Raw genomic sequence first — 21,600 nt, 5'->3', positions numbered from 1 at the left:
ATTGTTCCGCGGCCTGCGTCGAGAGGCGCGGCCTGGCGGCCGCCGCTCACGCAGCCTTCATGACCGGGACGATGCCGTGCACGCCGACACCATCCGCAAACTGATCGAAGACGGCCTGCCCGGCGCCGAGGTGGAGGTGCGTGGCGACGATGGCGTGCACTTCGAGGCGCTGGTGGTGCATCCCGACTTCGCCGGCCGCCTGCCGCTGGCCCGCCACCGCATGGTCTACGCCACGCTCGGCAGCCTGATGGGCAACGAGATCCACGCCCTCGCGCTGCGTACCCTGACCCCCGACGAGCAGCGGCCCGGCTGATGCAGAAGATCGTCGTGAGCGGGGGTGCGCGCCTGGACGGCGAAGTGCGCGCCTCGGGGGCCAAGAACGCGGTCCTGCCGATCCTGTGTGCGACCCTGCTGGCCGACGAGCCGGTGGAGGTCGGCAACGTCCCGCACCTGCATGACGTGGTCACGACCGCCCGGGTGCTCGGCGGGCTGGGCGCGGAGGTCACCCATGACGCGGACGGCAGCCACGTGGTCGTCGACCCGCGCAGCGTCGACAGCCACATCGCGCCCTACGAACTGGTGCGCACCATGCGCGCCTCGGTGCTGGTGCTGGGCCCGCTGGTGGCCCGCCACGGAGCGGCCGAGGTCGCGCTGCCGGGCGGCTGCGCCATCGGATCGCGCCCGGTCGACCTGCACATCCGCGCGCTGGAAGCGCTGGGCGCGCGCATCACCGTCGAACACGGCTTCATCAACGCCCGCGCCGGCCGGCTGCAGGGTGGCCACGTCGCCTTCGACATGGTGAGCGTGGGCGCCACCGAGAACGTGCTGATGGCCGCGACCCTGGCCCAGGGCACCACGGTGATCGACAACGCCGCGCGCGAGCCGGAGATCGTCGACCTCGCCGACTGCCTGCTGGCGATGGGCGCCGACATCGAGGGCGCGGGCACCTCGCGCATCGTGGTCCGCGGCGTGGAACGCCTGCATGGTGCGCGCCACGAGGTGGTCGCCGATCGCATCGAGGCGGGGACCTTCCTGGTCGCCGGCGCGATCACCGGCGGCCGGGTCACCGTCACCCATGCGCGTCCGGACACGATGGACGCGGTGCTGGAGCGCCTGGCCGCCGCCGGGGCCGACATCGCCATCGAAGGCGACCGCATCACCGCCGACATGCGCGGCCGGCGCCCGCGCGCGGTCGACATCAGCACAGCGCCGCACCCGGCCTTCCCCACCGACATGCAGGCGCAGTTCATGGCCCTGGACTGCATCGCCGAGGGCGTGGCGACGATCGACGAAACCATCTTCGAGAACCGCTTCATGCACGTGAACGAGCTGATGCGGCTGGGTGCGGAGATCCACATCGACGGCCACCGGGCCACGGTCACCGGCGTGGAGCGGCTGAGCGGGGCGCCGGTGATGGCGACCGACCTGCGGGCATCGGCCTCGCTGGTGCTGGCCGGCCTGGTCGCCGAGGGCGAGACGGTGATCGACCGCGTGTACCACCTCGACCGCGGCTACGAGCACATCGAGCGCAAGCTCTCCGGACTGGGCGCCCGCATCCGCCGCATCGACTGAGCGGAACCAACGAGTGGCCGGATGCGCGACTCAGTGCACCGCGGTCAGGCGCAGGTCGATATGGTCCCTGCCGTCGCGCCGCTGCAGGATGCGGGCCGGCACCGGCAGGCCGTCCACCACCCAGGCGATGATCTCGCGCTTGCCGTCCCTGCGCACCACGCGCTTGGCAGTGTGCGACTTGCCCCCGATCTCGATGGTCTCCTCGCCTGCCACCTGGAAGCGCTGGCGCTTGACCCGGCCGTCCTCCACCAGGCGGTAGTCCAGCGGCTTGCCGGCGGCCACGTCGCGCACCAGCACCAGGTTCATCAGCATGCCGTCGAGGTCGCCCTCGTGCAGTTGGACCGGGCCGGCGCGGTCGGGCTTCACGTCGCCGCTCCAGCGAGCCACGCCGCTGTCCCAGTCGTAGTCGGCGGTGACCGACTTGCGCTTGACCAGCATCGCCGCCAGGCCGCCGGTGCCGCGCTGGCTGTCGACGCTCGACAGCGGGCGCCATTCGCCGCCATCGGTTTCGAACACGGTGCTCTGCTGCAGTTCCGCGCCCATGCCGCCAATGTCGATGCGGTATTCCCAGCGGTCCTTGCCGACGCCGGCGAGGCTCATCTTCGCGGTGGCCTCCAGGCCCATGTAGGTGGCCTGGTAGTCGGCGTTGAACGGCTTGATCGCAAGCGCGGGCATCGCGGCCAGGGCCAGCAGCACGCCGGTGCATGCGACTGCGGCACGGCCGCGGATGGATTTCAGGTTCTGCATTCAGTGGACTCCTTCGTATGCGACCAGGCGCAGGTCGATGCCGTCCTCGCCGTCCTCGCGCTGCAGGATGCGGACCGGCGTGGGCACGCCGCGCGCCACCCACAGGATCGTTTCATCATCGCCGCCGTTGGTGCGTGAAACGCGCAGTGCCTCCCAGGACAGGCCGTCGACCTCGACCTTCTCCGTGGCCTCGGCGACGGCATATTCGTGCTCCCGTACGCGTCCGCCGTCGACGAAGCGGTAGCCCAGGCGGCGCCCGGGGGCTGCGTCGCGGACGATCGCGAGGTTGATCAGCAGGCCGCCCATGTCGCCTTCGCGAAGCGCCACCGGTTGACGACGCGCGGCCTTGATGTCGCCCTCCCAGCGTGCGCTGCCGGCCGCCCAGTCGTAGACGCCTTCGACCTCGCGGTCCACGAACAGCGCCTTGCGCCGGGTGCTCTGGCGCAAGGGGCGGTACTGGTCGCCGACCACGTCGAAGACGGTGTCCTGGTCGATGTCCAGGCGCACCCAGCGCGCCAGGCCGCGGTTCCCGGTCACGTCCAGTCCCAGCAGCCAGTGCCCGTCTTCCCGGGCCAGGCGCATGGTGGCGGCTCCGGCCGGCCGGCCGCCGTTCCAGGCGTCGTAGGTGGCCAGGAAGGGCTGCAGCGCGGCCGCAGGCTCCCGGATTCCGCTGTCGGCCTGCACGGATGCGGCCGCGGTCGCGGTGGACACGGTCGCGAGGACCGTCAGCAGGAATGTATGGACGGCGCGCATGCCGGACGGATCATGCCCGCAGGCGGTTGGACGCCAGCTGAAGCGGCGCCCGCAGCGGCTGCCCGTCGAATTCCACCACCCCCTCCCGCAGCACGATCCGGCCTGCGCAGAGCAGCTGCAGCGCGGCCACCATCAGCGGGTGTTCGACCTCGAGCACCCGCCCGGCGAGCGCGACCGGATCGTCTCCGGGCAGTACCGGCACGCGCGCCTGCGCGATCACCGGTCCGCCGTCGAGGTCGGCGGTGACGAAGTGCAGGCTGGCGCCGTGCTCGGCCGCGCCCGCGGCCAGCGCCCGGGCGTGCGTGTCCAGGCCCTTGAAGTCCGGGAGCAGGGACGGGTGGATGTTGACGATGCGGCCGGCCCAGGGCGCGACCGCGGCGGCGCCGATCAGACGCATGTAGCCGGCGCAGACGACATAGTCGGGGCGGACCGCTGCGACCATGGCGAACAGCGCGGCGTCGAACTCGTCGCGGCCGGCGAAGTCGCGCGGCCGCAGCGCCCGGGCCTCGATGCCTGCGTCGCGCGCCCGCTCCAGCGCATGGGCGCCAGGCCTGTCGCCGAAGACGCCGGCCACCCGCGCGTCCAGGCGCCCGTCGGCGATCGCGTCGAGGATCGCCTGCAGGTTGCTGCCGCGTCCCGACGCGAGTACCGCCAGGCGCGGCGTCGCTGCTCCCGTCATCGACGCTCAGCCGATGCGCACGCGCGGCGTGCCTTCGGCGGCCGGCGTGACCCTGCCGATCGTCCGGTGGGCCAGCGCCAGCGCGTCCAGCGCCGTCGACACCGCGCCCGCCCGCGCCGGGTCCACGACCAGGACGAAGCCGATGCCGCAGTTGAAGGTGCGCCACATCTCTTCGCGTGCCACCGCGCCCTCGCGCTGCAGCCAGTCGAAGACCGCCGGCATGGTCCAGGCCGAAGCGTCGATCTCCAGGCCCAGGTCTCCCGGCACCACCCGGACGATGTTCTCGGTCAGGCCACCGCCGGTGATGTGCGCCATGGCGTGGATGGCCTCGCCCTGCGCGCCGCGCAGCAGTTCGAGCACCGGTTTCACGTACAGCGCGGTGGGTGCCATCAGCGCGTCCTCGAGGCGCACGCCGTCGAGGTCGGTGTCGCCCGGGCGCCCGGCGCGGTCGTAGATTCGGCGGATGAGAGAGTAGCCATTCGAGTGCGGGCCGCTGGAAGCGATGCCGATCAGCACGTCGCCGACGGCCACGCGGGCCCCGTCGCGCAGCTCGGACTTCTCCACCGCGCCGACGGTGAAGCCGGCGAGGTCGTACTCGCCCGGGCCGTACATGTCCGGCATTTCCGCGGTCTCGCCGCCGATCAGCGCGCAGCCCGCCAGCTCGCAGCCCCTCGCGATGCCGCCGACCACCGCCACCGTGGTGTCGATGTCGAGCTTGCCGGTGGCGAAGTAGTCGAGGAAGAACAGCGGCTCGGCGCCCTGCACGAGCACGTCGTTCACGCACATGCCCACCAGGTCGATGCCGATGGTGTCGTGGCGGCCGAGCTGCTGCGCAAGCTTGAGCTTGGTGCCGACGCCGTCGGTGCCCGAGACCAGCACCGGTTCGCGGTACTTGCCGGACAGGTCGAACAGGGCGCCGAAGCCGCCGAGGCCGCCCATCACCTCCGGGCGGAAGGTGCGCTTCACCAGCGGTTTGATGCGTTCGACGACTTCATTGCCCGCGTCGATGTCGACGCCGGCGTCACGGTAGGTCAGCGGAGTGGGGCTGGTCACGAGGTTTTCGCCGGACGGGAAAACGGTGATTTTAGCAGTCCCCGCGCCGGCTTCATGGACGCGACGCGCCCGCTGCGGCACCATTCCGGCTGATATCGGTCCAGGGAACCACGATGCCGAAGGCGTTGCTGCTCACGCTGCTCATCGCGCTGCTGCTCCCGGGCTGGGCCCAGGCCCAGCGCGTGGAGGGCGACCGCGCCGGGGCCAGCGGCATGTACCAGGCCGAGGTCGTGGTCGGCAGCCAGGCCGATTCCGCTCGCCAGGCCGGTTTCGCGCGCGCGCTGGCCGAGGTGCTTGGGAAGATGTCCGGCGACGCCGACGTCACCAGCCGCCCCGGTGTGTCGCGCGAGCTGCGCCGCGCCGGCGATCTGGTCGAAGGCTACGACTACCGCCAGGACGAGGGCCGATCGGCCTCCGGCGCGCCGACCTACACCACGGTGCTGGTGGTGCGCTTCCGCGAGTCGGAGGTCGATGCGATCGCAGGCGCCCTCGGCCTGCCGGTCTGGCCGGAACCGAGGCCGAAGCCGGTGCTGTGGCTGGCGATCGACGACGGCAGCGGCCCGCGGTTGGTGGCCCTGCAGCACAACAACGTGGCGCGGCCGGTGCTGGATCGTGCTGTGGAGCGCGGCTACCGCCTCGGCCTGCCCAACGGCAGCGCCGCCGAGCAGGCCGCGGTGGGCGCGATCTGGCGCGGCGACACCGCCGCGATCGCGCGCCTGTCGGCGCGGTACCGTCCGCCGATGCAGCTCATCGGCAAGCTCTACCGCGTGGGCGCGGGCTGGAGGGCCGACTGGACCTTCGTCGACGACGGCCGCGTACTGTCCACCTGGTCCGGGGAGGACGCACTGGCCCGCCGCGCCATCGCCTCGGGTGCCGACGGCGCCGCCGACGCCCTGGTGCGCCGCTACGCCAGGGCCAGCGAAACCGGCGAACCGGCGATCGAGCGCGTGGTGGTGACCGGGATCAACAGCGCGGGCGATTTCGTGCGCCTGTCCTCGTGGCTGCAGTCGACCCCGGTGGTACGCGGCATCCGCCCGCTGCGCGCGACGCCCAACAGCCTCGAACTGGAGCTCGACCTGCTGACCGGCCTGCCCGGCTTCCGGCGCATGCTCGAGGACTCGGTGCTGGTGGAGTCCGGCGGCAATATCGAGGGCGTTCCGCCCGAGTTCCGCCTGCGCTGAGGCGCCGCACATGACTGACGACGACCAGGTCATCCCGCGCTTCATCATGCGCCTGCAGTGGGCGCTGCTGCTGTTCGCGGTCGGCTGGCTGGTGTGGCTGCTCGGCCCGATATTGACGCCCTTCGTGCTGGCCGCGCTGCTGGGCTGGCTGGGCGATCCGCTCGTCGACCGGCTGGAGGCCAGCGGGCGCTCGCGCAACACCGCGGTGGTGCTGGTCTTCACCGCCATGCTGCTGCTGGTGGTGCTGGCGCTGGTGATCCTGGTGCCGATGGTGGTGGACCAGGTGCGGACGCTGGTGGACTCCCTGCCGGGCTACCGTGACTGGCTGCTGCAGACCGTGCTGCCGTGGATCGAGGCGCGTGCCGGCATCGACCTCGGCGCCTGGCTGGATCCCACGCGGGCCCTGGAGTTCTTCCGCGAACACTCCGAGCGCGCCACCAGCCTCGCCACCACCGCGCTGGGCATGGTGTCGCGCTCCGGCTTCGCCATCGTCACCTGGGGCGTGAACATCGTGCTGGTGCCGGTGGTGACCTTCTTCTTCCTGCGCGACTGGGACCGCATGGTCGCGGGCGTGGCCTCGGTGGTGCCGCGCGACCATATCGACACCGTGTCGCGGCTGGCGCGCGAGTCCAGCGACGTGCTCGGCGGCTTCCTGCGCGGGCAGTTCCTGGTGATGCTGATCCTGGGCGTGATGTACGGCGTCGGCCTCTGGCTGGTGGGCATCGAGCTGGGCCTGCTGATCGGGCTGATCGCGGGCCTGTTCACCTTCGTGCCCTACCTGGGCCCGACCAGCGGCATCGTGCTGGGGGTGGTCGCGGCGCTGGTCGAACACGGCGACTGGCAGCATGTGGCCGGCGTGCTGGCGGTGTTCGGCATCGGCCAGCTGATCGAGAGCTACTGGCTGACGCCGAAGCTGGTCGGCGACCGCATCGGCCTGCACCCGGTGGCGGTGATCTTCGCCGTGATGGCCGGTGGCGTGCTGTTCGGCTTCGTGGGCATGCTGATCGCGCTGCCGGCGGCGGCGGTGGTCAATGTGCTGCTGCGCTTCGCGCATGAGCGCTACACCGCGAGCCGCTTCTATGCCGGGGAGGCGGGTCTCGCCACGGGGGCGAGTGCCGCGGAGGCGACCGTCGCCGCGGATGCCGGCGCCGCGGCGCGCGACGAGGGCGGCCGGAACCGCGACGACGCGTGAGCAGGCAGCTGCCGCTGGCGCTGCGCTATCCGCCCGACCAGCGCTTCGATACCTTCGTGGCTGCCCCGCCCGGCGCGCTCGCACAGCTGCGCGCGCTGGCCGCCGGCAGCGGCGGCTGGTTGTACCTCGACGGCGCGCCCGGAACCGGCAAGACCCACCTGGCGCTGGCCGCCTGCGCCGAGGCCGAGTCGCTGGGGCATCGGGCCGCCTACCTGCCGCTGGCGGCGGCGGCCGGGCGCCTGGCCGCCGCCCTGGAGTCGCTGGAGGGGCCCGGGCTCGTGGCACTGGACGGGCTGGAGGCGATCGCCGGCCAGCGCGAGGACGAAGTCGCCCTGTTCGACTTCCACAACCGCGCGCGGGCGGCCGGTGGCCGCCTGCTCTACGCCGCGGCGGCGGCGCCGGCGGCGCTTCCGGCCGGATTGCCCGACCTCAGGTCGAGGCTGGCGCAGTGCGCCCGGATCGCCCTGCAGCCGCTGGACGATGCCGGCCGCGCCGAAGTGCTGAGGTTGCGCGCGCGCCGCCGCGGCCTGCAGTTCGACGAGGCCGCGATCGCATGGCTGCTCAGGCGCGCGGGGCGCGACCTGGCAGGGCTGACCACGCAGCTCGACGCCCTGGACCGGGCGTCGCTGGCGGCCCAGCGGCGGGTGACGGTGCCCTTCCTGCGCGAGATCATCGGGGCCGGCGGGGGGCGATCGGACTGATCAGCGGTGGTACTCGCCGGCGCGCTCGGGCTGGTAGGTGACCTCTTCGATCACGACCTTGATGCTGCCACCGCCGGGCTTGGGCCATTCCATCTCGTCGCCCTGGGACAGCCCCAGCAGCGCGCTGCCCACGGGTGCGAGCACCGAGATCCGGTCGGCGCTGCCGTCGGCGTCGCGCGGGTAGACCAGGGTGAGCTGGAAGCTCTCGTCCGGGCCCACGCGGAAGCGGACCGTCGAGTTCATGGTCACCGTGGTCGGCGGAACCTCCTTTGGCGGCACCACGTCGGCGCGCAGCAGCTCGGCCTCGAGCGCCTCGCGGCCGGGGAAGGTGCCGTCGGGAAGGGATTCGAGCAGGCTCTCCAGCCGCTCGGCATCCAGCGTCGAAATGGTGATCTTGGGTCGGGTGTTCACGCGTGCGTCTCCTGCAATGCGTCTGCCGCCAGCAACGCGCCCCGGGCGACGTCTCGCGTCGGCCGGGGCGCGGGGAAGGGGGGCTGCGATGTTCCTTGGCGGTCAATGTAGCCGCAGCCGGCGCCGATCTCAATCGGCCCCTGCCGGCCCGTCGAAGCGCCAGTGCCAGGGCTCGTACACGATGCCGTGGGGGTTGTCCCGCGGGTAGCTGAGGGTGAAGCCGTGGCCGCCGGCGTGCTCCGAAAGCCAGGCGAAGGCCGCGGTGGCCTCGAACGACTCCTCGGCCGCCGGCTCGCCGGGCGCGCTGATGTCGATCGCGCGGCCGGAATGGTGCTCCGACCAGCCCGGTGCGGCATTGACCGCGAGGATGTCGTCGATCGCCTGGCCGCGCGCCAGCTTCCTTTCGATGATGCCAGCCTGGTGGTCGTGGCTGCGGTATCCGGAGATGGCCTCGAGGACCACGCCGTCGCGGATCGCGGCGGCGACCAGGTTGCGCCAGCCGCGCGCAGCGTCCACGCGCAGCCAGAGGGCGCGCTGGTAGCGGTCGCGGCCCGCCGACGCGAGCCATGCGGGTTCGGGCTCCAGCGCCAGGCCGGTGCGTTCGGCGTAGGCGGCGCCGTCGATGCCCAGGGCCTCGAGGCGATCGGGCAGGCGCGCCGGTGGCAGGGTGGGGACCGCGTCGATCCCGGCGCGCAGGGCCGGCTGGGGCGAATGCGCGAGCGCATGCAGGGCCGCGTCCAGTCCCGGCTCCCGGGCCAGCCGCGGAACCAGGGCAAGCAAGCCCTCGGGCAGGACGGCGGCGAGCAGGGCGCCATCGCGCTTGCGCCGCAGCACGGTGCGGGCGCGGGCCAGGGCGCGGGCGCCATGGTTGCCACGTGCGCGCAGCACGCCGCCTGGCCACAGCTCGATGTCGGGGGTATTGGCGAGGATGGCGTCGCGGCCGTGCATGGCGACAGGCTAGCGGCTGGCGCCGTGTCCCGCCATCGCGCGCAGCCGGTCGAGGAGGGTGCGCGGATCCACGGCCTCCAGCACCAGGTCGTGGCCATTGCGGGTCGGCACCCACAGGACGCGCGCCCCTCCCGCGGTGGCCACCAGCGCCCGGTTGCCGTTGCGGAGGCGGTACCAGCCGCTGCGGAAACCGGGGAGCGACATGCCGTTGGTCCTGAGCATCGGGCGGTACTCGGGCCGCTCGCCGAGGTCGACGGGGCGGGCGTGGTCCAGGTCCAGGTCGTCCCGGCGGAAGCGACGCGTATAGAAGGTCGTCGCCACCTCCAGCACGGTTCCGTCAAGGCGCAGGCGATGGCGCCGGGTCAATCGCGCGAGGACGGCCCACAGCAGCACGCAGAACGCGGCGGTGCCGAGGAGCGGCCCGGCAGTGGCATTGCGCTCGTCCAGCAGCTCGGCCAGGCCGAGCAGCACCAGCGGCAGGAGGACGACCAGTGCGAACAGCCAACGGCGCGCGCCCGGCGAGGCCTGCACCAGCGCCACGGCGGAGTCGCCGGCGCCGGGCCGGCGGGAGTCGATCTCGGTCACTGTCCGTCCTCTGTCTTTTTCTTCGCCGGCTTCGGCAGTCTGCCGGCCCTGCGCAGGGCTTCGCGCAGCACGTACTCGATCTGTGCGTTCGCGCTGCGCAGCTCCTCGTCGGCCCAGGCCTGGACCGCCGAGAGGATCTCGGCGTTGATCCGCAGCGGATAGGCCTTCTTCTCAGCCACGGCGACGGCCGCGACCGCGGGTACGCGAGGCGTCCATGTCAGTACAGCGAGCCCGAGTTCACCACCGGCTGCGCCCCGCGGTCGCTGCACAGCACCACCAGCAGGTTGCTGACCATCGCCGCCTTGCGCTCCTCGTCGAGCGCGACCACGCCGCTCTTCTCGAGTTCGGCCAGGGCCATCTCGACCATGCCGCAGGCGCCGGCGACGATGCGCGCGCGCGCCGCCACCACCGCGTTGGCCTGCTGCCGCTGCAGCATCGCCTGGGCGATCTCGGGCGCGTAGGCGAGGTGGCTGATGCGCGCCTCCAGCACCTCCACGCCGGCCGAGGCCAGGCGTTCGTCGAGATGCCGCTTGAGCTCGTCGGAGATCTCGGCCGGATGGCTGCGCAGCGACATCTGGCCCTCGTCGTGCTGGTCGTAGGGATAGCTGGTGGCCATGGCGCGAAGGGCCGCCTCGGACTGGATATGCACGAAGCTTTCGTAGTCGTCGACGTTGAACACGGCCTCCGCGGAATCGACCACTTTCCATACGATCACCGCCGCGATCTCGATCGGGCTGCCGTCGAGCTCGTTGACCTTGAGCTTTCCGCTCTCGAAGTTGCGCACCCGCAGTGACACCTTGCGCTTGGTGAGGAAGGGGTTGTTCCAGCGCAGGCCGTTGTCGTGCACGGTGCCCACGTATTTGCCGAAGAGGCTCAGCACCGCCGACTGGTTGGGTTCGACCATGTAGAGGCCGGCCAGGCAGAACAGCGCGACGCCACCCGCCACGATCGCACCGACCAGCTGCGCGACGGCGCCGCCGCCGATCAGGGCGTCGAAGAAGAACCAGCCGCAGACGAGCGCGACGGCAAGCAGGAACAGCAGCATCGGGATGCCGGAGAGCGAACGGACGGGGTTTTCCTTCATGGCGACTTCCTCGGGGCCCGGCTGGGGCGTGCCGGATATTGATATCCAAGTGATATCACATTGTCAAGAAGCGGGGGCGGGCCGAGCGCCTGACATGCAGGCGCTCGGCCGGGCCGGGCGACCTGCGATGATGTGGCCACCTTCCACGAGAGCCGAACCGATGACAGGCCGCGACGGATACGCCGTGTTCTTCTTCCCGCAGGCGCTGGAGGCGCTGGGAGACGCCATCAAGCCCTACATCCAGGACAGTCCGGTGGTGGGGCCGCACGTGCCCTGCGACGAGGTCGACACCGGTGGCGCCCTGGTCGAGATGACGCTGCGCGGCCGCATGCCCACGGGCGAGGACGTGAGCCTGGAGCTGATGGTGCCCACGTCGATGGTGCGGATGATCGTGTCGCGGCAGAGCGGTGAAGTGTTCGGCTTCGGCCCGCGCAGCTACGCGGCGCCGGTGCCGGCCGAGCTGCCCGCGATCGGCGCCTCCGCGCCGCCGGCCGCGGCTCCGCCCCGGGCGGTACCGGACAGCGGCGGGGACGGGTCGCCCACGGTCGAGGATGCTCCCGCCGGCGACGATGCCGCGAAACCCGCGCCCTGAAGGCGCCTCCGGGCTCAGTCGGTCAGATCCACCCAGACCAGGCGATGGTCACTGCCATCGACGATGTCCGCCCCGTCCTCGCCGGGCGCCGGCCAGTACACGCCTGCCCCGGCCACGCCGAACCTGGTGGACGGCAGCACATAGTCGAGTCGCAGCGGCCCCACGCGGGGTCCGAAATCACCGGTGGCTTCGGCAACGCTGCCGCGGCGGCCGGGCCGGTCAGCGCCGGCCGCGTGGACCGCGCCCGCGCTGCGCGGAGCGGCCATGCGCAGGACGCGCGGATGTCCGATCAGCCCGAGGATGGCCTCGTGGCGACCATCGCCGTCGGCGGGATCATTGTTGAGGTCGCCGAGGACCACGAAGCGCGCGTCCGGCGCCAGCCCGCCGCAGCGGCCGGCGTCGTCGCAGAGCCAGGGCGCGTCGTCGCCGCGGATGTACTCGCTCCAGAGGCGGATCTCGTCGTGGTTGCGCGCACCGTTGCGGTCTTCCGGGCCATCGAACACCGGAGGCGTGGGGTGCGAGGCCAGCATGTGCACGATGCCCGATGGCGTGCGCACCGGCACGTCCCAGTGGGACTTCGAGGACAGGCGCAGCCGCGCCCAGATCGCATCGTCGTGCCAGGGGGCACCGGTGGCGGGGTCGACCGGTCGCGCGGCGCCGGGCATCGCGCTCCAGCGCAGGTGCTGGAACGTGCGTGCGGCGGCGTCGTCGATCGGGTGCTTCGACAGCAGCAGCATGCCGTACTGCCCGGGGTGCAGGCCGTAGCCCCAGGCGTCGTTGCCGCGTCCGCGCGCGGCGGCCGCGTCTTCCCCCGGCACCGCGGCAGCGGCGCCGACGTGGCCGCTGCGGTCGAGGTCCAGGCCACTGGGCACGCCGGTGTTCACCGGCGCGAGATAGCGGTAGGGATAGCGCAGCGCGGCGCTGCCCCCGGCCTGGGGCATCTCCAGGTAGTCGCGCTGGAAGACATCGGCGGCCGCGCCGCCGGCATCGAAATCGAACTCGTTCAGCAGCACCACGTCGGGCCGTACGCGCTGCAGCACGGCCGCCACCTTGCGCGCGCCTTCGTCACCGGCCTCGAGCCGCCGCAGCAGGCCCCCGGGCTGGTCGGAGTAGAGCGAAGCGTTGTACGCGGCGACGCGCAGCGGTCGGGAGTGGTTCATGGCCTGGCCTGGGTCGCCGTGGACGTTCACGCGCACGCAGCCGGCGAGCAGGGCGCAGCAGAGGAGGGCGATCAGTCGCGCGCTCATGCGTCGCCCCGGGGCAGCGGTCGCCAGCCTCGGCCTTCGAAGTGTTCGAGGGGTTGGAACCTGCGCTTGTAGTCCATTTTCGGGTGTCCCGCGATCCAGTAGCCAAGGTACAGATGGTGGCGTCCTTCGCGCCGGGCCCAGTCGATCTGATGCAGGATCGCCAGCGTGCCCAGGCCACGAGCGGCTTCGCCGGGGTCGTAGAAGGTGTAGACCGCCGACAGCGCATCCTCCACAAGGTCCGTGACGGCCACCGCCAGCAGACGTCCGTCGGCGCGCAGCTCCAGGAAGCGGCCCTGCGACCAGCTGCCCACCAGGAACTGCGCGAACTCCGTCTTGCCGTGGTCGTCCATGCCGCCGCCGGGGTGGCGGCCGACCAGGTAGCGGCGGTACAGCTCGAAGCGCTCGGCACTCTCGCCGGCGGGCAGGATCCGCACCTGGACGTCGGCGTTGCGCGCAAGGCAGCGGCGCTGGCTGCGGTCGGGCGCGAAGTCGGCGACTGGAATCCGGACCGGCACGCAGGCGCGGCAGCCGTGACAGTGCGGGCGGTAGACCAGGTCGCCCGAGCGACGGAAGCCCCAGGACAGCGCCTGGGCATAGGAGTCGGCCAGGCGCGGATCACCCGGTTCGAATACCAGGTCGCGCGCCAGACGCCCGGGCCAGTAGCCGCAGGGATGTTCCGCGGTGTGGAAGAGACGCAGCGGCGCGGGCTCAGGCATGGCAGGCCCTGCGCGCTGGCACATGGATGGTGCGGTGCATGCGCGCAGGATACTGCGCCGCGTCGCGTCCGCCGCGAACCGGCTGGCGGCTGAACGGATACGGCCGGCCGTCAACCGCCTTCCGTGCCGGACGTTGACCGGGGCACCGCAGCAATGCCGCTGCCGGCAAGGAGTCGCACATGAAGCGTCATGCCCTGTTTTTCGCCACCGTCCTGGCCGTGGCTTCCCTTGGCGGCGCGGGCCTGGCCGTCGCCCAGTCCGCACCGTCCGCGCCATCCGCACCCGACACCGATGCCACCGCACCGCGTGTCATGAAGGGCGAGCGCATGAAACGCCACGGTGCGCGCAACGCCGTCCACCATGGCGGCCGCGCCATGCACGGCGGGATCGAACGCATGGACAGCGACGGCGACGGCCGCGTCAGCCGCGCCGAGTTCGATGCCGCGAAGACCGCCCGTGAGCAGGCTCGCGAGGAGGCCCGCGCCGCCCGCGGCGGCGCCATGGTCCGGCACATGGCCTTCGATTTCGATGCCATCGACGCCGACAGGGACGGCTACATCGTCCGCAGCGAAGTGATGGCCCACCGCGATCGCATGCGGGAGCAGATGCGGGCCGAGCACGGGAAGCGTTTCGCCGAGGCCTTCGCCGCCGCCGACCTCGATGGCGACGGCCGGCTCAGCCGGGCGGAGGTGGACGCGAAGATGCCGCACCTGTCGAAGCGCTTCGCGTGGCTGGACGACAACCGCGACGGCTTCCTCGGCCGCGACGAGCTCGAGGCGGGCAGGGGCCGCTGAGCGCGGCGTTCCGGAGGATCGGGTGGCGCCAGGATCGGCGCCGGGGCCCGCGTCTCATGGCGCGGGCTGTTTTTCGGTTCTTCTCCCGATCGAGGGGACGCTCCGTTCGAGTCCGGGTCGGCCGCCAGGGGCGCTCCGGTGAAGTCCGGGCCGCCCGCCGCGGACGCAGGGGGGGATGCCCCGCCGGATTCTCCGCGTCCTGCTCCCAGATCCGGCCGCCGGTCATCCATGGCCGGCTCTGGGCATCCCCCCTGCATCCGCGGCGGGCACGACCTTTCGTGCGGTCTGGAAGAGGGCACGTTGACGTCCACGTCAAAACGGAGAGCGTCATGCCGGGAGCATCCCGCCCGGCTCCGCCGCTCCTGATCTTCCCTCCCGAAGCCCGAGAACGCCGGAGCCCGTCCCGCGCACAGGGGGTGTGCGGACAGCCGGCCATGGATGGCCGGCGGCCGGCCGATGGGAGCAGGACGCGCAGACGGCCGGGGGAGCACACCCCCTGTGCGCGGGACGGGCCGCGCGGACCACAACGAAGCCGCCTGAGCGCGAGACGGGCGGCGCGGACCCCAACGAGGCGGCTTCAAGGCGCGCGGAACGTGACCGCGGCTCAGCGGACTCCGTCGGTGAACCAGTCACGGCCTTCGCGACGGACCGCGACCTTGCGCGGCTCGCCGCTCCCCACGGTGATCCGGACCGTGCCACTGCCGGAGCCGTCGGTGGTGTAGCCGCCGACGTCCACCACGAGGCGGTCGTCGCCGCAGGCCGAGGCCGGCGCCACGTCCAAGCCTTCGGCCGACAGCTGCTGCAGCAGCGCCGGCTCCGGATCGGCGCCGTCGATCGCCAGGCAGCCGCGGGCGCCGTCGGCGGCCGCCAGCTCCGCGCGCAGCAGGGTGGCGGCGAGGGCCGGTGGCGTCGCGAGCACGAAGGCGGCATCGGGCAGGGTCGCCACCTCCGGCATCGCCGGCGCGACCGGCGCCTCCGGCAGGGTGCCGTCACGGCGGGGCGGCCCGTCCAGCCTTGCGGCGGCGGCGGGTTCGCCCATGCCGGCCCCGGCCCCGGCTTCTTCTCCCTCGGTCCCGTCTCCCTGGCCGGCCCTGTAGGCCACCATCACCAGAGCCACCATCACCGCCACCGCCAGCAGCATGCCGTAGCGGAAGCGGCCGCCGCCGCGCGCGGACAGGGGCGAACGGTCGCCGCCGGCCAGCGCCGCAGGCGAGGGCAGGTAGCTTTCGCCGCGTACCGGCAGCTCCTGCAGCAGGCCGGCCTCGCGCAACAGGCGCCGCGCTTCGGGCTGCTGGTCGGAGCGGATCACCCACACCGCCGGCCGGGGAGCGCTGGCGGAGTGTTCGCGATAGCTGAAATTGCCGCGGATGGCGCCGCGATAGGAGCGTCCGTCACTGATGCGGACCTCGATCCCGGCCTCCTCGAGCATCCCGGCGACCGCCTCGACATTTTCGATGCGGGGACTGGAGAACACCTTGCGCATCGGCGTCAGCCCCCGGCCGGGACGTGGCCGGTGCGAACGTCCCCGATGACGCGGATCATGCCTTCCTGCGCGCTGCTGGCGACCAGCCGGCCGGTGCGGTCGTAGATCGAGCCGCGCGCGAGGCCGCGCGATCCCTGCGCGCTGGGGCTGTCGAGGGAATACAGCAGCCACTCGTCGGCGCGGAACGGGCGATGGAACCACAGCGCGTGATCCAGCGAGGCCATCTGCACGTTCGGCTGGTAATAGCTGATGCCGTGCGGGAACGTGGCTGTGCCGAGCAGGTGGAAGTCAGAGGCGTAGGCCAGCAGCGCACGGTGCAGTTCGGGCGAGTCGCCGACCCGCTCCGCGAGACGGAACCAGACCTGCTGGTAGGGCGGCCGCTTGGGCGGGTCGAGTTCGTCGCGCGGGTAGACGTGCCGGAACTCGAACGGGCCGCTGCGGTCCAGCCAGCGCTGGATCTTGGTCGGCAGCCTGGACAGCACCTTGTCCGGGATCGCCGGCGCCGGTTCGAGGTCTTCCGGTTGCGGCACCTCCGGCATGGACAGCTGGTGCTCGCGGCTGTCCTCGTGCTCCTGGAACGACGCCGCGCAGAAGAAGATCACCTGGCCGTGCTGGATCGCGGTCACCCGGCGCACCGAGAAGCTGCCGCCATCGCGCGTCCGGTCGACGTCGTAGACGATCGGGTGGTCGATGTTGCCGGCGCGCAGGAAGTAGGCGTGCAGCGAGTGCGCGTGGCGGGCATGGGTCAGGGTCGCCTGGGCCGCCGACAGCGCCTGGCCCAGCACCTGGCCGCCGAAGACATACTTGGTGCCGATGTCGCGGCTCTGGCCGCGGAACAGGTTGTCCTCGAGGCGCTCGAGGGTGAGCAGGTCGAGGAGTTCGGAGGCGGGAGCGGGGACGCGGCTGGGCATCCGCGGATTATACGGACCCCCGGCGCGCGCTTTCTCTTCGCTCCCCCTTTTCCAGGCGCTGCAGCGGAGTGGCGGCGAGGACGCGCGCCCAGGGGAACAGCGGTCCCGGGTCGAGCTTGCGACGCACCTGGACAGCGGGGTCGTCGCTCGCCGGCACCAGGCCGGTGTCCAGGTCCTCGTGTCCGGCGATCCAGCGCAGCGCCGGCAGGTCCACGGACAGCGTCGCCAGCAGCGACAGCAGCGCCTCGATCTGGGCGTCGGGGTACGGCTCCTCCATCGCCTGACGGCGCGAATCCAGCCAGTCCGGCCAGCGCCCGCTGTTCACCAGTTCGACGCCGATCGAACGCGCATTGAAGCCGCGGACGTGGTGCGCCACGCGCGCCGGATCCACCCAGCGCTCCACCCGGCCCTCGCGATCGATGTACCAGTGCCCGCTGTTGCCGGTGCCGCTGGCGGGATACAGCACGCGCTCGCCGAATCCGCGCGCGGTGGCCAGGTCGGGCAGTTCGGTGCAGTGCACGACCACCAGGTCGATCTGCCGCAGCGGTCTCGCGTCCAGCAGCTCTTCGTAGGGCAGGGGGTGGATGCGCACGTCGCGGCCGGGTCGGGAGGCCCCGCGATGCTAGCATTCGCGTTCCCCCGAGACCCCTGGACCCCCATGACCGCACGCGGGCATTGCATCCTGTCGCACGGCTTCGAAAGCGGCCCCGATGCGACCAAGGTGACCGCCCTCGCCGAGGTCGCCGATCGCCTGGGCTGGAGCCACGAGCGGCCCGACTACACAGGATTCGATGCGCGCCGCGAGGCCGGCCGACACGGTGACGTTGCCGCGCGCCTGGGCCACCTGCAGACGCTCGCCGCCGCCCGCGCCGCGCGGGGGCCGCTGGTGCTCGCCGGTTCCAGCCTGGGTGCCTGGATCTCCGGCCGGGTCTCCCTGCAGGTGCCGGTGCGCGCGCTGTTCCTGATGGCTCCGCCGGTGAACCTGGCCGCGGCCCACCCGCTGCAGGCCGCGGAGATCCCGACCGTGATCATCCACGGCTGGGGCGACGAGCTGATCCCGGCCGCCGACGTGGTCGCCTGGGCGGCGCCGCGGGGCGACCGCCTGCTGCTGGTCGACGACGACCATCGCCTGTCCACCCACGTCGAAACCTCGGCGGCGCTGTTCGAAGCGCTGCTGTCCTCGCTCGCGCCGTGAAGTTCTTCGCCAGCTGCGGCAAGGGCCTGGAATACCTCCTGGCCGACGAACTGATGGTCCTGGGCTGCGTCCGCGCCACGGCCACGGTCGCCGGCGTGAACGTGGAGGGCGGCCTTGCCGATGCCCAGCGCGCGGTGATGTGGTCGCGCCTGGCCAGCCGCGTGCTCTGGCCGCTGGCCGATTTCCCCTGCGCCGACGAGGACACGCTCTACCGCAGCGTCGCGGCGCTGCCCTGGGCCAGCCACCTGGCGCCGGGCCGCACCCTGGCCGTCGACGCACGTGTTTCCGGCGACGGCATCACCCACGCCCGCTACGCGGCGCAGCGGGTCAAGGACGCGGTGGTCGACAGCCTGCGCGCCGACACCGGCACGCGCCCCGACGTCGACCTGGAGTCGCCCGACCTGCTGCTGAACCTGGTCGTACGCAAGGGTCGCGCAGTGCTGTCGGTCGATCTGGGCGGCGGCGCCCTGCACCGCCGGGGCTGGCGCCGGGCGCAGGGCGAGGCGCCGTTGAAGGAGACCCTGGCGGCTGCCGTGCTGCTGCGCGGCCAATGGCCGCAGGTGCATGCCGAAGGTGGCGCGCTGCTCGATCCCATGTGCGGCAGCGGCACCCTGCTGGTCGAGGGCGCGGCGATGGCCGCCGACGTGGCGCCCGGCCTGCTGCGTCACGGCGGGCTGGTGCCATCGCGATGGAACGGCTTCGACGCCGAGGGCTGGGCGGCGCTGCGTGACGAGGCGCTGGAGCGCGAGCGCGCAGGTCGCGCCGCGCTCCGGCCGGTGTTCTTCGGCAGCGACGTCGACCCCGCCGCCCTGCACGCCGCACGGGAGAACGTCGAGGCCGCGGGATTCATCGACGTGGTGCGACTGGAGGAACGCCAGGTCGCCGCGCTGCGGCCGATGGCGCAGGTGCGCGGCCTGGTGGCGAGCAATCCGCCCTACGACGCGCGCCTGGCCGCTGACGCCCAGCTCTACCGTGGCCTCGGCGACGCCCTGCGGCGGATCGCGCCGTACTGGCGGGCGAGCCTGCTGTGCGGCAGCCTGGAACTGGCGCGCGCCACCGGACTGCGCCCGCAGAAGGTTTACCAGGTGTTCAACGGCGCCCTTGAGTGCGCCCTGCTGGTCGTCGATCCGGTGCAGCCGCCATTGCGCGAGGACGCCGGCCCGCGGCCGCTGTCGCCGGGCGCGCAGATGCTGGCCAATCGCCTGCGCAAGAACCTGCGGGCCTCGAAGTCCTGGCGCGCGCGCGAGGGCATCGGCTGCTACCGCACCTACGATGCCGATCTGCCCGAGTACGCGGCCGCGATCGACGTCTACACCGAAGCCGACGATCCCGACGCCATCTGGCTGCACGTGCAGGAATACGCGGCTCCGGCCGACATTCCGGACGCCGACGTGCGCCGCCGTTTCGGCGAGGTACTGGCGGCGGCGCGCGAGGTGTTCGGCGTGCCGCGCGAGCGCGTGGCCACCAAGGTACGCGCGCGCGGCAAGGGCGGCAGCAAGTACGCCGCCGACGCGGCGCTGCGCCGCGGCGAGACCATCGTCGTGCGCGAGGGCGCGGCGCGGCTGCGGGTGAACCTGTTCGACTACCTCGACACCGGACTCTTCCTCGATCACCGGCCGCTGCGTGCGCGCCTGCAGCGCGAGGCCCGCGGCAAGCGCTTCCTCAACCTCTTCTGCTATACCGGCGCGGCCACGGTCCATGCCGCCGTCGGCGGCGCGGCCACCACCACCAGCGTCGACCTGTCCGCCACCTACCTGCAGTGGGCTTCCGACAACCTGCGCGGCAACAGCGTCGACGGCCGGCCCCTGGGCGGCAGCCGCCACCGGCTGGTGCAGGCCGACGCCATCGCCTGGCTGGAGGGGGACGCGGGCGAGTACGACCTGGTGTTCTGCGATCCGCCGACCTTCTCCAATTCCGCCCGCGCGGACGATTTCGACATCCAGCGCCAGCACGTGCGGCTGCTGCGGGCCGCGGTCGCCCGGCTGGCTCCCGACGGCGTGCTGTACTTCTCGAACAACTACCGGCGCTTCCGGCTGGACGCCGGGGCGGTGGCGGAGTTCGCGGAATGCGAGGACATCACCGCGGAGACGATCCCGCCGGACTTCGCCCGCAGCCCGCGGATCCACCGCGCCTGGGCGTTGCGGCCGCGCGCCGTCTCCACCACCGTGTAGGAGCAGCTACAGCTGCGACCCGGGAGTCGCGGGCCAGTGGGTCGCAGCTGTAGCTGCTCCTGCAGGGGCGGCTGGAGGGCGGCTGGAGGGCGGCTAGAAGGCGGGCGGGTGGGGCGGGGCACCGCAGCGTTGCAGCCGGGACACTGTTCCCGCAGCCCGCAGCCATCATCATGTGGAGTGTCCACTCCACCGAGACATTCTCCCATGACCACCGCCCAGTTCGACTCCACCCGCGTCGTGCGCAAGGTGCAGGGCCAGGCCGCGTCCGATGGCGCCGGCGTGAAGCTGACGCGCGTGATCGGCGGGCCGCAGCTGCCGGATCTGGATCCGTTCCTGCTGCTCGACGAGTTCGGCACCGACCGGGCCGAGGACTATATCGGCGGCTTCCCCGACCATCCGCATCGGGGCTTCGAGACCGTCACCTACATGCTCGACGGGCGCATGCGCCACCGCGACAACCACGGCAACGAAGGCCTGCTGGTGCCGGGCAGCGTGCAATGGATGACGGCCGGCCGCGGCCTGGTGCACTCGGAGATGCCGGAACAGGAGGCCGGCCGCATGCGCGGCTTCCAGCTCTGGGTGAACCTGCCGGCAAGGGACAAGATGATCGAGCCCCGTTACCAGGAGTTCGCGCCGGACCGCATTCCGCTCGCGACTCCCGCGGCGGGCGTCGAGGTCCGGGTGATCGCCGGCGCGATCGCCACGGCCGGCGGCGGGCGCGTGCGCGGCCCGATCGAGCAGCCCGCCACCGATCCGCTCTACCTCGACGTGTCGCTCGCCCCCGGCGTGGCCTGGGAGCATCGCCTGTCCGAGGGCCACAACGCGTTCACCTACGTGTTCGAGGGCGACGCCCGCATCGGCCGCGGCGACGAGGCGCGCCGGCTGGCCAGCCACGAACTCGGCGTCCTCGGCGGCGGCGACCTGTTGCGCATGGAGGCCGGCGACGCCGGTGCGCGCCTGTTGCTGGTCTCCGGGCGACCGCTGCGCGAGCCGGTGGCGCGCCACGGGCCGTTCGTGATGAACACGCGCCAGGAGGTGATGCAGGCCTTCGTCGATTTCCAGGAAGGCCGCTTCTGAGGCCTCAGTTGACCGAGAGGCGGACGTCGTCGAAGCGCAGCGATTCGGCCAGACGCATGGCCTGCGACAGTTCCTCTTCGTCACCGCCGCGCAGCGAGATGTGGGCGACGTGGTGGCGTCCGAGTTCGAGCAGGGCTTCGCGGACCTCGACGCCGACGGTGCCCGCCAGTTCGCTGCGGTACCACCAGGTCTGGTTGCCGTCGATCACCCCTTCCTGGATGCGGTCGGCGCGGCGCGGACGGAACGGGGCTTCACCGGTGATCATCACCGCCAGCACCTGGCGGCCGTCGCTGTCGCGGATGGCCTTGCAGAACGTATAGCCCTTGCCGTCGAGTTTCTCCCAGACGAGGGCGCTGCCGGGCGGAAGCGTGGGGCAGTCGCTGGCGGACTGCGCATGTGCGGCGCCGGCCGCGGCGAACAGCAGGGCCGTGGCCAGCATGGCGGTCGCTTTCATTTCCTTCCCCCTTGGCGGCATGGGACACGTGCCGCGTCACCCGATCCTGCGTGG

25 protein-coding genes are annotated in these 21,600 nt (G+C 72.3%); 10 read left to right on the top strand and 15 right to left on the bottom strand.

The window, feature by feature from the left end:
* The first annotated feature begins 76 nt into the window (after positions 1-76).
* Entirely contained in the window at positions 77-313 is a 237-nt protein-coding gene (locus tag FPZ22_RS04385) for a BolA family protein (protein WP_144890759.1), read from the top strand.
* Entirely contained in the window at positions 313-1,572 is a 1,260-nt protein-coding gene (gene murA, locus FPZ22_RS04380) for a UDP-N-acetylglucosamine 1-carboxyvinyltransferase (RefSeq protein WP_144890757.1), read from the top strand. Before FPZ22_RS04385 ends, murA begins: the two co-directional genes overlap by 1 nt.
* Before the next feature lie 30 nt (positions 1,573-1,602).
* Here murA and FPZ22_RS04375 read toward each other — a convergent pair whose 3' ends face one another.
* From FPZ22_RS04375 to purM, 4 genes are read right to left on the bottom strand one after another with little or no spacing between them, the layout of a single operon-like run.
* Complete coding sequence (locus FPZ22_RS04375) at positions 1,603-2,319, bottom strand: DUF3108 domain-containing protein (RefSeq protein ID WP_144890755.1); 717 nt, start codon at positions 2,317-2,319, stop codon at positions 1,603-1,605.
* Entirely contained in the window at positions 2,320-3,072 is a 753-nt protein-coding gene (locus tag FPZ22_RS04370) for a DUF3108 domain-containing protein (protein ID WP_144890753.1), read from the bottom strand.
* A 10-nt stretch (positions 3,073-3,082) separates the two neighbouring features.
* Positions 3,083-3,751 carry a phosphoribosylglycinamide formyltransferase gene (gene purN, locus FPZ22_RS04365; RefSeq protein WP_144890751.1) on the bottom strand — a complete coding sequence of 223 codons (669 nt, stop codon included), beginning with the start codon at positions 3,749-3,751 and terminating at the stop codon, positions 3,083-3,085.
* 6 nt (positions 3,752-3,757) lie between these two features.
* A complete protein-coding gene (gene purM / locus FPZ22_RS04360) occupies positions 3,758-4,786 on the bottom strand; it encodes a phosphoribosylformylglycinamidine cyclo-ligase (protein ID WP_342779204.1) in 1,029 nt (342 codons plus the stop codon).
* 131 nt (positions 4,787-4,917) lie between these two features.
* Here purM and FPZ22_RS04355 point away from each other — a divergent pair, with 131 nt between their 5' ends.
* The 3 genes from FPZ22_RS04355 to hda are packed head-to-tail and all read left to right on the top strand — an operon-like array spanning position 4,918 to position 7,878.
* Positions 4,918-5,985 (top strand): DUF2066 domain-containing protein, encoded by a 1,068-nt coding sequence (locus FPZ22_RS04355; protein WP_144890745.1) that lies wholly within the window; start codon positions 4,918-4,920, stop codon positions 5,983-5,985.
* Between the two features lie 10 nt (positions 5,986-5,995).
* Complete coding sequence (locus tag FPZ22_RS04350) at positions 5,996-7,177, top strand: AI-2E family transporter (RefSeq protein ID WP_144890743.1); 1,182 nt, start codon at positions 5,996-5,998, stop codon at positions 7,175-7,177.
* Positions 7,174-7,878 carry a DnaA regulatory inactivator Hda gene (gene hda / locus FPZ22_RS04345; RefSeq protein WP_144890741.1) on the top strand — a complete coding sequence of 235 codons (705 nt, stop codon included), beginning with the start codon at positions 7,174-7,176 and terminating at the stop codon, positions 7,876-7,878. The genes FPZ22_RS04350 and hda overlap by 4 nt, the downstream gene beginning before the upstream one ends.
* On the opposite strand, the gene rnk is transcribed toward hda, so the two are convergent.
* From rnk to FPZ22_RS04320, 5 genes are all read right to left on the bottom strand, one after another.
* Positions 7,879-8,289: a nucleoside diphosphate kinase regulator gene (gene rnk / locus FPZ22_RS04340; RefSeq protein ID WP_144890739.1), complete on the bottom strand. Its 411-nt coding sequence runs from the start codon at positions 8,287-8,289 to the stop codon at positions 7,879-7,881.
* Positions 8,290-8,418: 129 nt separating this feature from the next.
* Complete coding sequence (locus FPZ22_RS04335) at positions 8,419-9,237, bottom strand: M15 family metallopeptidase (protein ID WP_144890737.1); 819 nt, start codon at positions 9,235-9,237, stop codon at positions 8,419-8,421.
* A 9-nt stretch (positions 9,238-9,246) separates the two neighbouring features.
* Positions 9,247-9,822 (bottom strand): hypothetical protein, encoded by a 576-nt coding sequence (locus tag FPZ22_RS04330; protein ID WP_144890736.1) that lies wholly within the window; start codon positions 9,820-9,822, stop codon positions 9,247-9,249.
* Positions 9,819-10,001 (bottom strand): type II toxin-antitoxin system antitoxin, encoded by a 183-nt coding sequence (locus FPZ22_RS04325; RefSeq protein ID WP_144890734.1) that lies wholly within the window; start codon positions 9,999-10,001, stop codon positions 9,819-9,821. Before FPZ22_RS04325 ends, FPZ22_RS04330 begins: the two co-directional genes overlap by 4 nt.
* Before the next feature lie 38 nt (positions 10,002-10,039).
* Positions 10,040-10,906 (bottom strand): SPFH domain-containing protein, encoded by an 867-nt coding sequence (locus tag FPZ22_RS04320; protein ID WP_144890732.1) that lies wholly within the window; start codon positions 10,904-10,906, stop codon positions 10,040-10,042.
* A 160-nt stretch (positions 10,907-11,066) separates the two neighbouring features.
* Between FPZ22_RS04320 and FPZ22_RS04315 the strand changes: the two genes are divergently transcribed.
* A complete protein-coding gene (locus FPZ22_RS04315) occupies positions 11,067-11,498 on the top strand; it encodes a hypothetical protein (protein ID WP_144890730.1) in 432 nt (143 codons plus the stop codon).
* 14 nt (positions 11,499-11,512) lie between these two features.
* Here the strand turns inward: FPZ22_RS04315 and FPZ22_RS04310 are convergent, their stop codons facing one another.
* Together FPZ22_RS04310 and FPZ22_RS04305 are read right to left on the bottom strand one after the other, a co-directional pair.
* Positions 11,513-12,745: an endonuclease/exonuclease/phosphatase family protein gene (locus FPZ22_RS04310; protein ID WP_144890728.1), complete on the bottom strand. Its 1,233-nt coding sequence runs from the start codon at positions 12,743-12,745 to the stop codon at positions 11,513-11,515.
* Positions 12,742-13,461, bottom strand: a complete 720-nt coding sequence (locus FPZ22_RS04305; RefSeq protein ID WP_144890726.1) for an arginyltransferase — start codon at positions 13,459-13,461, stop codon at positions 12,742-12,744. The genes FPZ22_RS04310 and FPZ22_RS04305 overlap by 4 nt, the downstream gene beginning before the upstream one ends.
* Before the next feature lie 179 nt (positions 13,462-13,640).
* Between FPZ22_RS04305 and FPZ22_RS04300 the strand changes: the two genes are divergently transcribed.
* Complete coding sequence (locus FPZ22_RS04300) at positions 13,641-14,255, top strand: EF-hand domain-containing protein (protein WP_144890725.1); 615 nt, start codon at positions 13,641-13,643, stop codon at positions 14,253-14,255.
* 604 nt (positions 14,256-14,859) lie between these two features.
* Here FPZ22_RS04300 and FPZ22_RS04295 read toward each other — a convergent pair.
* The 3 genes from FPZ22_RS04295 to FPZ22_RS04285 are packed head-to-tail and all read right to left on the bottom strand — an operon-like array spanning position 14,860 to position 17,241.
* Positions 14,860-15,729, bottom strand: a complete 870-nt coding sequence (locus FPZ22_RS04295; protein WP_168198935.1) for a putative signal transducing protein — start codon at positions 15,727-15,729, stop codon at positions 14,860-14,862.
* 14 nt (positions 15,730-15,743) lie between these two features.
* The gene (tesB, locus tag FPZ22_RS04290; RefSeq protein WP_144890721.1) at positions 15,744-16,649 is read right to left on the bottom strand and encodes an acyl-CoA thioesterase II; all 906 of its coding nucleotides are present in this window, start codon (positions 16,647-16,649) and stop codon (positions 15,744-15,746) included.
* 7 nt (positions 16,650-16,656) lie between these two features.
* Positions 16,657-17,241 (bottom strand): N-acetylmuramoyl-L-alanine amidase, encoded by a 585-nt coding sequence (locus tag FPZ22_RS04285; RefSeq protein WP_144890719.1) that lies wholly within the window; start codon positions 17,239-17,241, stop codon positions 16,657-16,659.
* Between the two features lie 66 nt (positions 17,242-17,307).
* Between FPZ22_RS04285 and FPZ22_RS04280 the strand changes: the two genes are divergently transcribed.
* The 3 genes from FPZ22_RS04280 (at position 17,308) to FPZ22_RS04270 (ending at position 21,092) form a co-directional block, all read left to right on the top strand.
* Positions 17,308-17,844 carry an alpha/beta hydrolase gene (locus FPZ22_RS04280; RefSeq protein ID WP_144890717.1) on the top strand — a complete coding sequence of 179 codons (537 nt, stop codon included), beginning with the start codon at positions 17,308-17,310 and terminating at the stop codon, positions 17,842-17,844.
* Positions 17,841-20,015: a bifunctional 23S rRNA (guanine(2069)-N(7))-methyltransferase RlmK/23S rRNA (guanine(2445)-N(2))-methyltransferase RlmL gene (gene rlmKL, locus FPZ22_RS04275; protein ID WP_144890715.1), complete on the top strand. Its 2,175-nt coding sequence runs from the start codon at positions 17,841-17,843 to the stop codon at positions 20,013-20,015. Before FPZ22_RS04280 ends, rlmKL begins: the two co-directional genes overlap by 4 nt.
* Before the next feature lie 204 nt (positions 20,016-20,219).
* A complete protein-coding gene (locus tag FPZ22_RS04270; protein WP_144890712.1) occupies positions 20,220-21,092 on the top strand; it encodes a pirin family protein in 873 nt (290 codons plus the stop codon).
* 4 nt (positions 21,093-21,096) lie between these two features.
* Here FPZ22_RS04270 and FPZ22_RS04265 read toward each other — a convergent pair whose 3' ends face one another.
* Complete coding sequence (locus FPZ22_RS04265; RefSeq protein WP_144890710.1) at positions 21,097-21,546, bottom strand: hypothetical protein; 450 nt, start codon at positions 21,544-21,546, stop codon at positions 21,097-21,099.
* Positions 21,547-21,600: the final 54 nt, after the last annotated feature.

The sequence above is a fragment of the Luteimonas granuli genome, from assembly GCF_007795095.1.
In the GTDB taxonomy this organism is placed as follows: domain Bacteria; phylum Pseudomonadota; class Gammaproteobacteria; order Xanthomonadales; family Xanthomonadaceae; genus Luteimonas; species Luteimonas granuli.
This window is presented reverse-complemented; position numbering and strand designations above follow the sequence as displayed.

What these genes read in the sequence shown, in the direction of transcription:
- murA (WP_144890757.1), top strand. Translation starts at nt 313, where the DNA reads ATGCAGAAGATCGTCGTGAGCGGGGGTGCGCGCCTGGACGGCGAAGTG.
- FPZ22_RS04375 (WP_144890755.1), bottom strand. Translation starts at nt 2,319, where the DNA reads ATGCAGAACCTGAAATCCATCCGCGGCCGTGCCGCAGTCGCATGCACC.
- FPZ22_RS04370 (WP_144890753.1), bottom strand. Translation starts at nt 3,072, where the DNA reads ATGCGCGCCGTCCATACATTCCTGCTGACGGTCCTCGCGACCGTGTCC.
- purN (WP_144890751.1), bottom strand. Translation starts at nt 3,751, where the DNA reads ATGACGGGAGCAGCGACGCCGCGCCTGGCGGTACTCGCGTCGGGACGC.
- FPZ22_RS04355 (WP_144890745.1), top strand. Translation starts at nt 4,918, where the DNA reads ATGCCGAAGGCGTTGCTGCTCACGCTGCTCATCGCGCTGCTGCTCCCG.
- FPZ22_RS04350 (WP_144890743.1), top strand. Translation starts at nt 5,996, where the DNA reads ATGACTGACGACGACCAGGTCATCCCGCGCTTCATCATGCGCCTGCAG.
- FPZ22_RS04335 (WP_144890737.1), bottom strand. Translation starts at nt 9,237, where the DNA reads ATGCACGGCCGCGACGCCATCCTCGCCAATACCCCCGACATCGAGCTG.
- FPZ22_RS04320 (WP_144890732.1), bottom strand. Translation starts at nt 10,906, where the DNA reads ATGAAGGAAAACCCCGTCCGTTCGCTCTCCGGCATCCCGATGCTGCTG.
- FPZ22_RS04315 (WP_144890730.1), top strand. Translation starts at nt 11,067, where the DNA reads ATGACAGGCCGCGACGGATACGCCGTGTTCTTCTTCCCGCAGGCGCTG.
- FPZ22_RS04310 (WP_144890728.1), bottom strand. Translation starts at nt 12,745, where the DNA reads ATGAGCGCGCGACTGATCGCCCTCCTCTGCTGCGCCCTGCTCGCCGGC.
- FPZ22_RS04305 (WP_144890726.1), bottom strand. Translation starts at nt 13,461, where the DNA reads ATGCCTGAGCCCGCGCCGCTGCGTCTCTTCCACACCGCGGAACATCCC.
- FPZ22_RS04300 (WP_144890725.1), top strand. Translation starts at nt 13,641, where the DNA reads ATGAAGCGTCATGCCCTGTTTTTCGCCACCGTCCTGGCCGTGGCTTCC.
- tesB (WP_144890721.1), bottom strand. Translation starts at nt 16,649, where the DNA reads ATGCCCAGCCGCGTCCCCGCTCCCGCCTCCGAACTCCTCGACCTGCTC.
- FPZ22_RS04280 (WP_144890717.1), top strand. Translation starts at nt 17,308, where the DNA reads ATGACCGCACGCGGGCATTGCATCCTGTCGCACGGCTTCGAAAGCGGC.
- FPZ22_RS04270 (WP_144890712.1), top strand. Translation starts at nt 20,220, where the DNA reads ATGACCACCGCCCAGTTCGACTCCACCCGCGTCGTGCGCAAGGTGCAG.
- FPZ22_RS04265 (WP_144890710.1), bottom strand. Translation starts at nt 21,546, where the DNA reads ATGAAAGCGACCGCCATGCTGGCCACGGCCCTGCTGTTCGCCGCGGCC.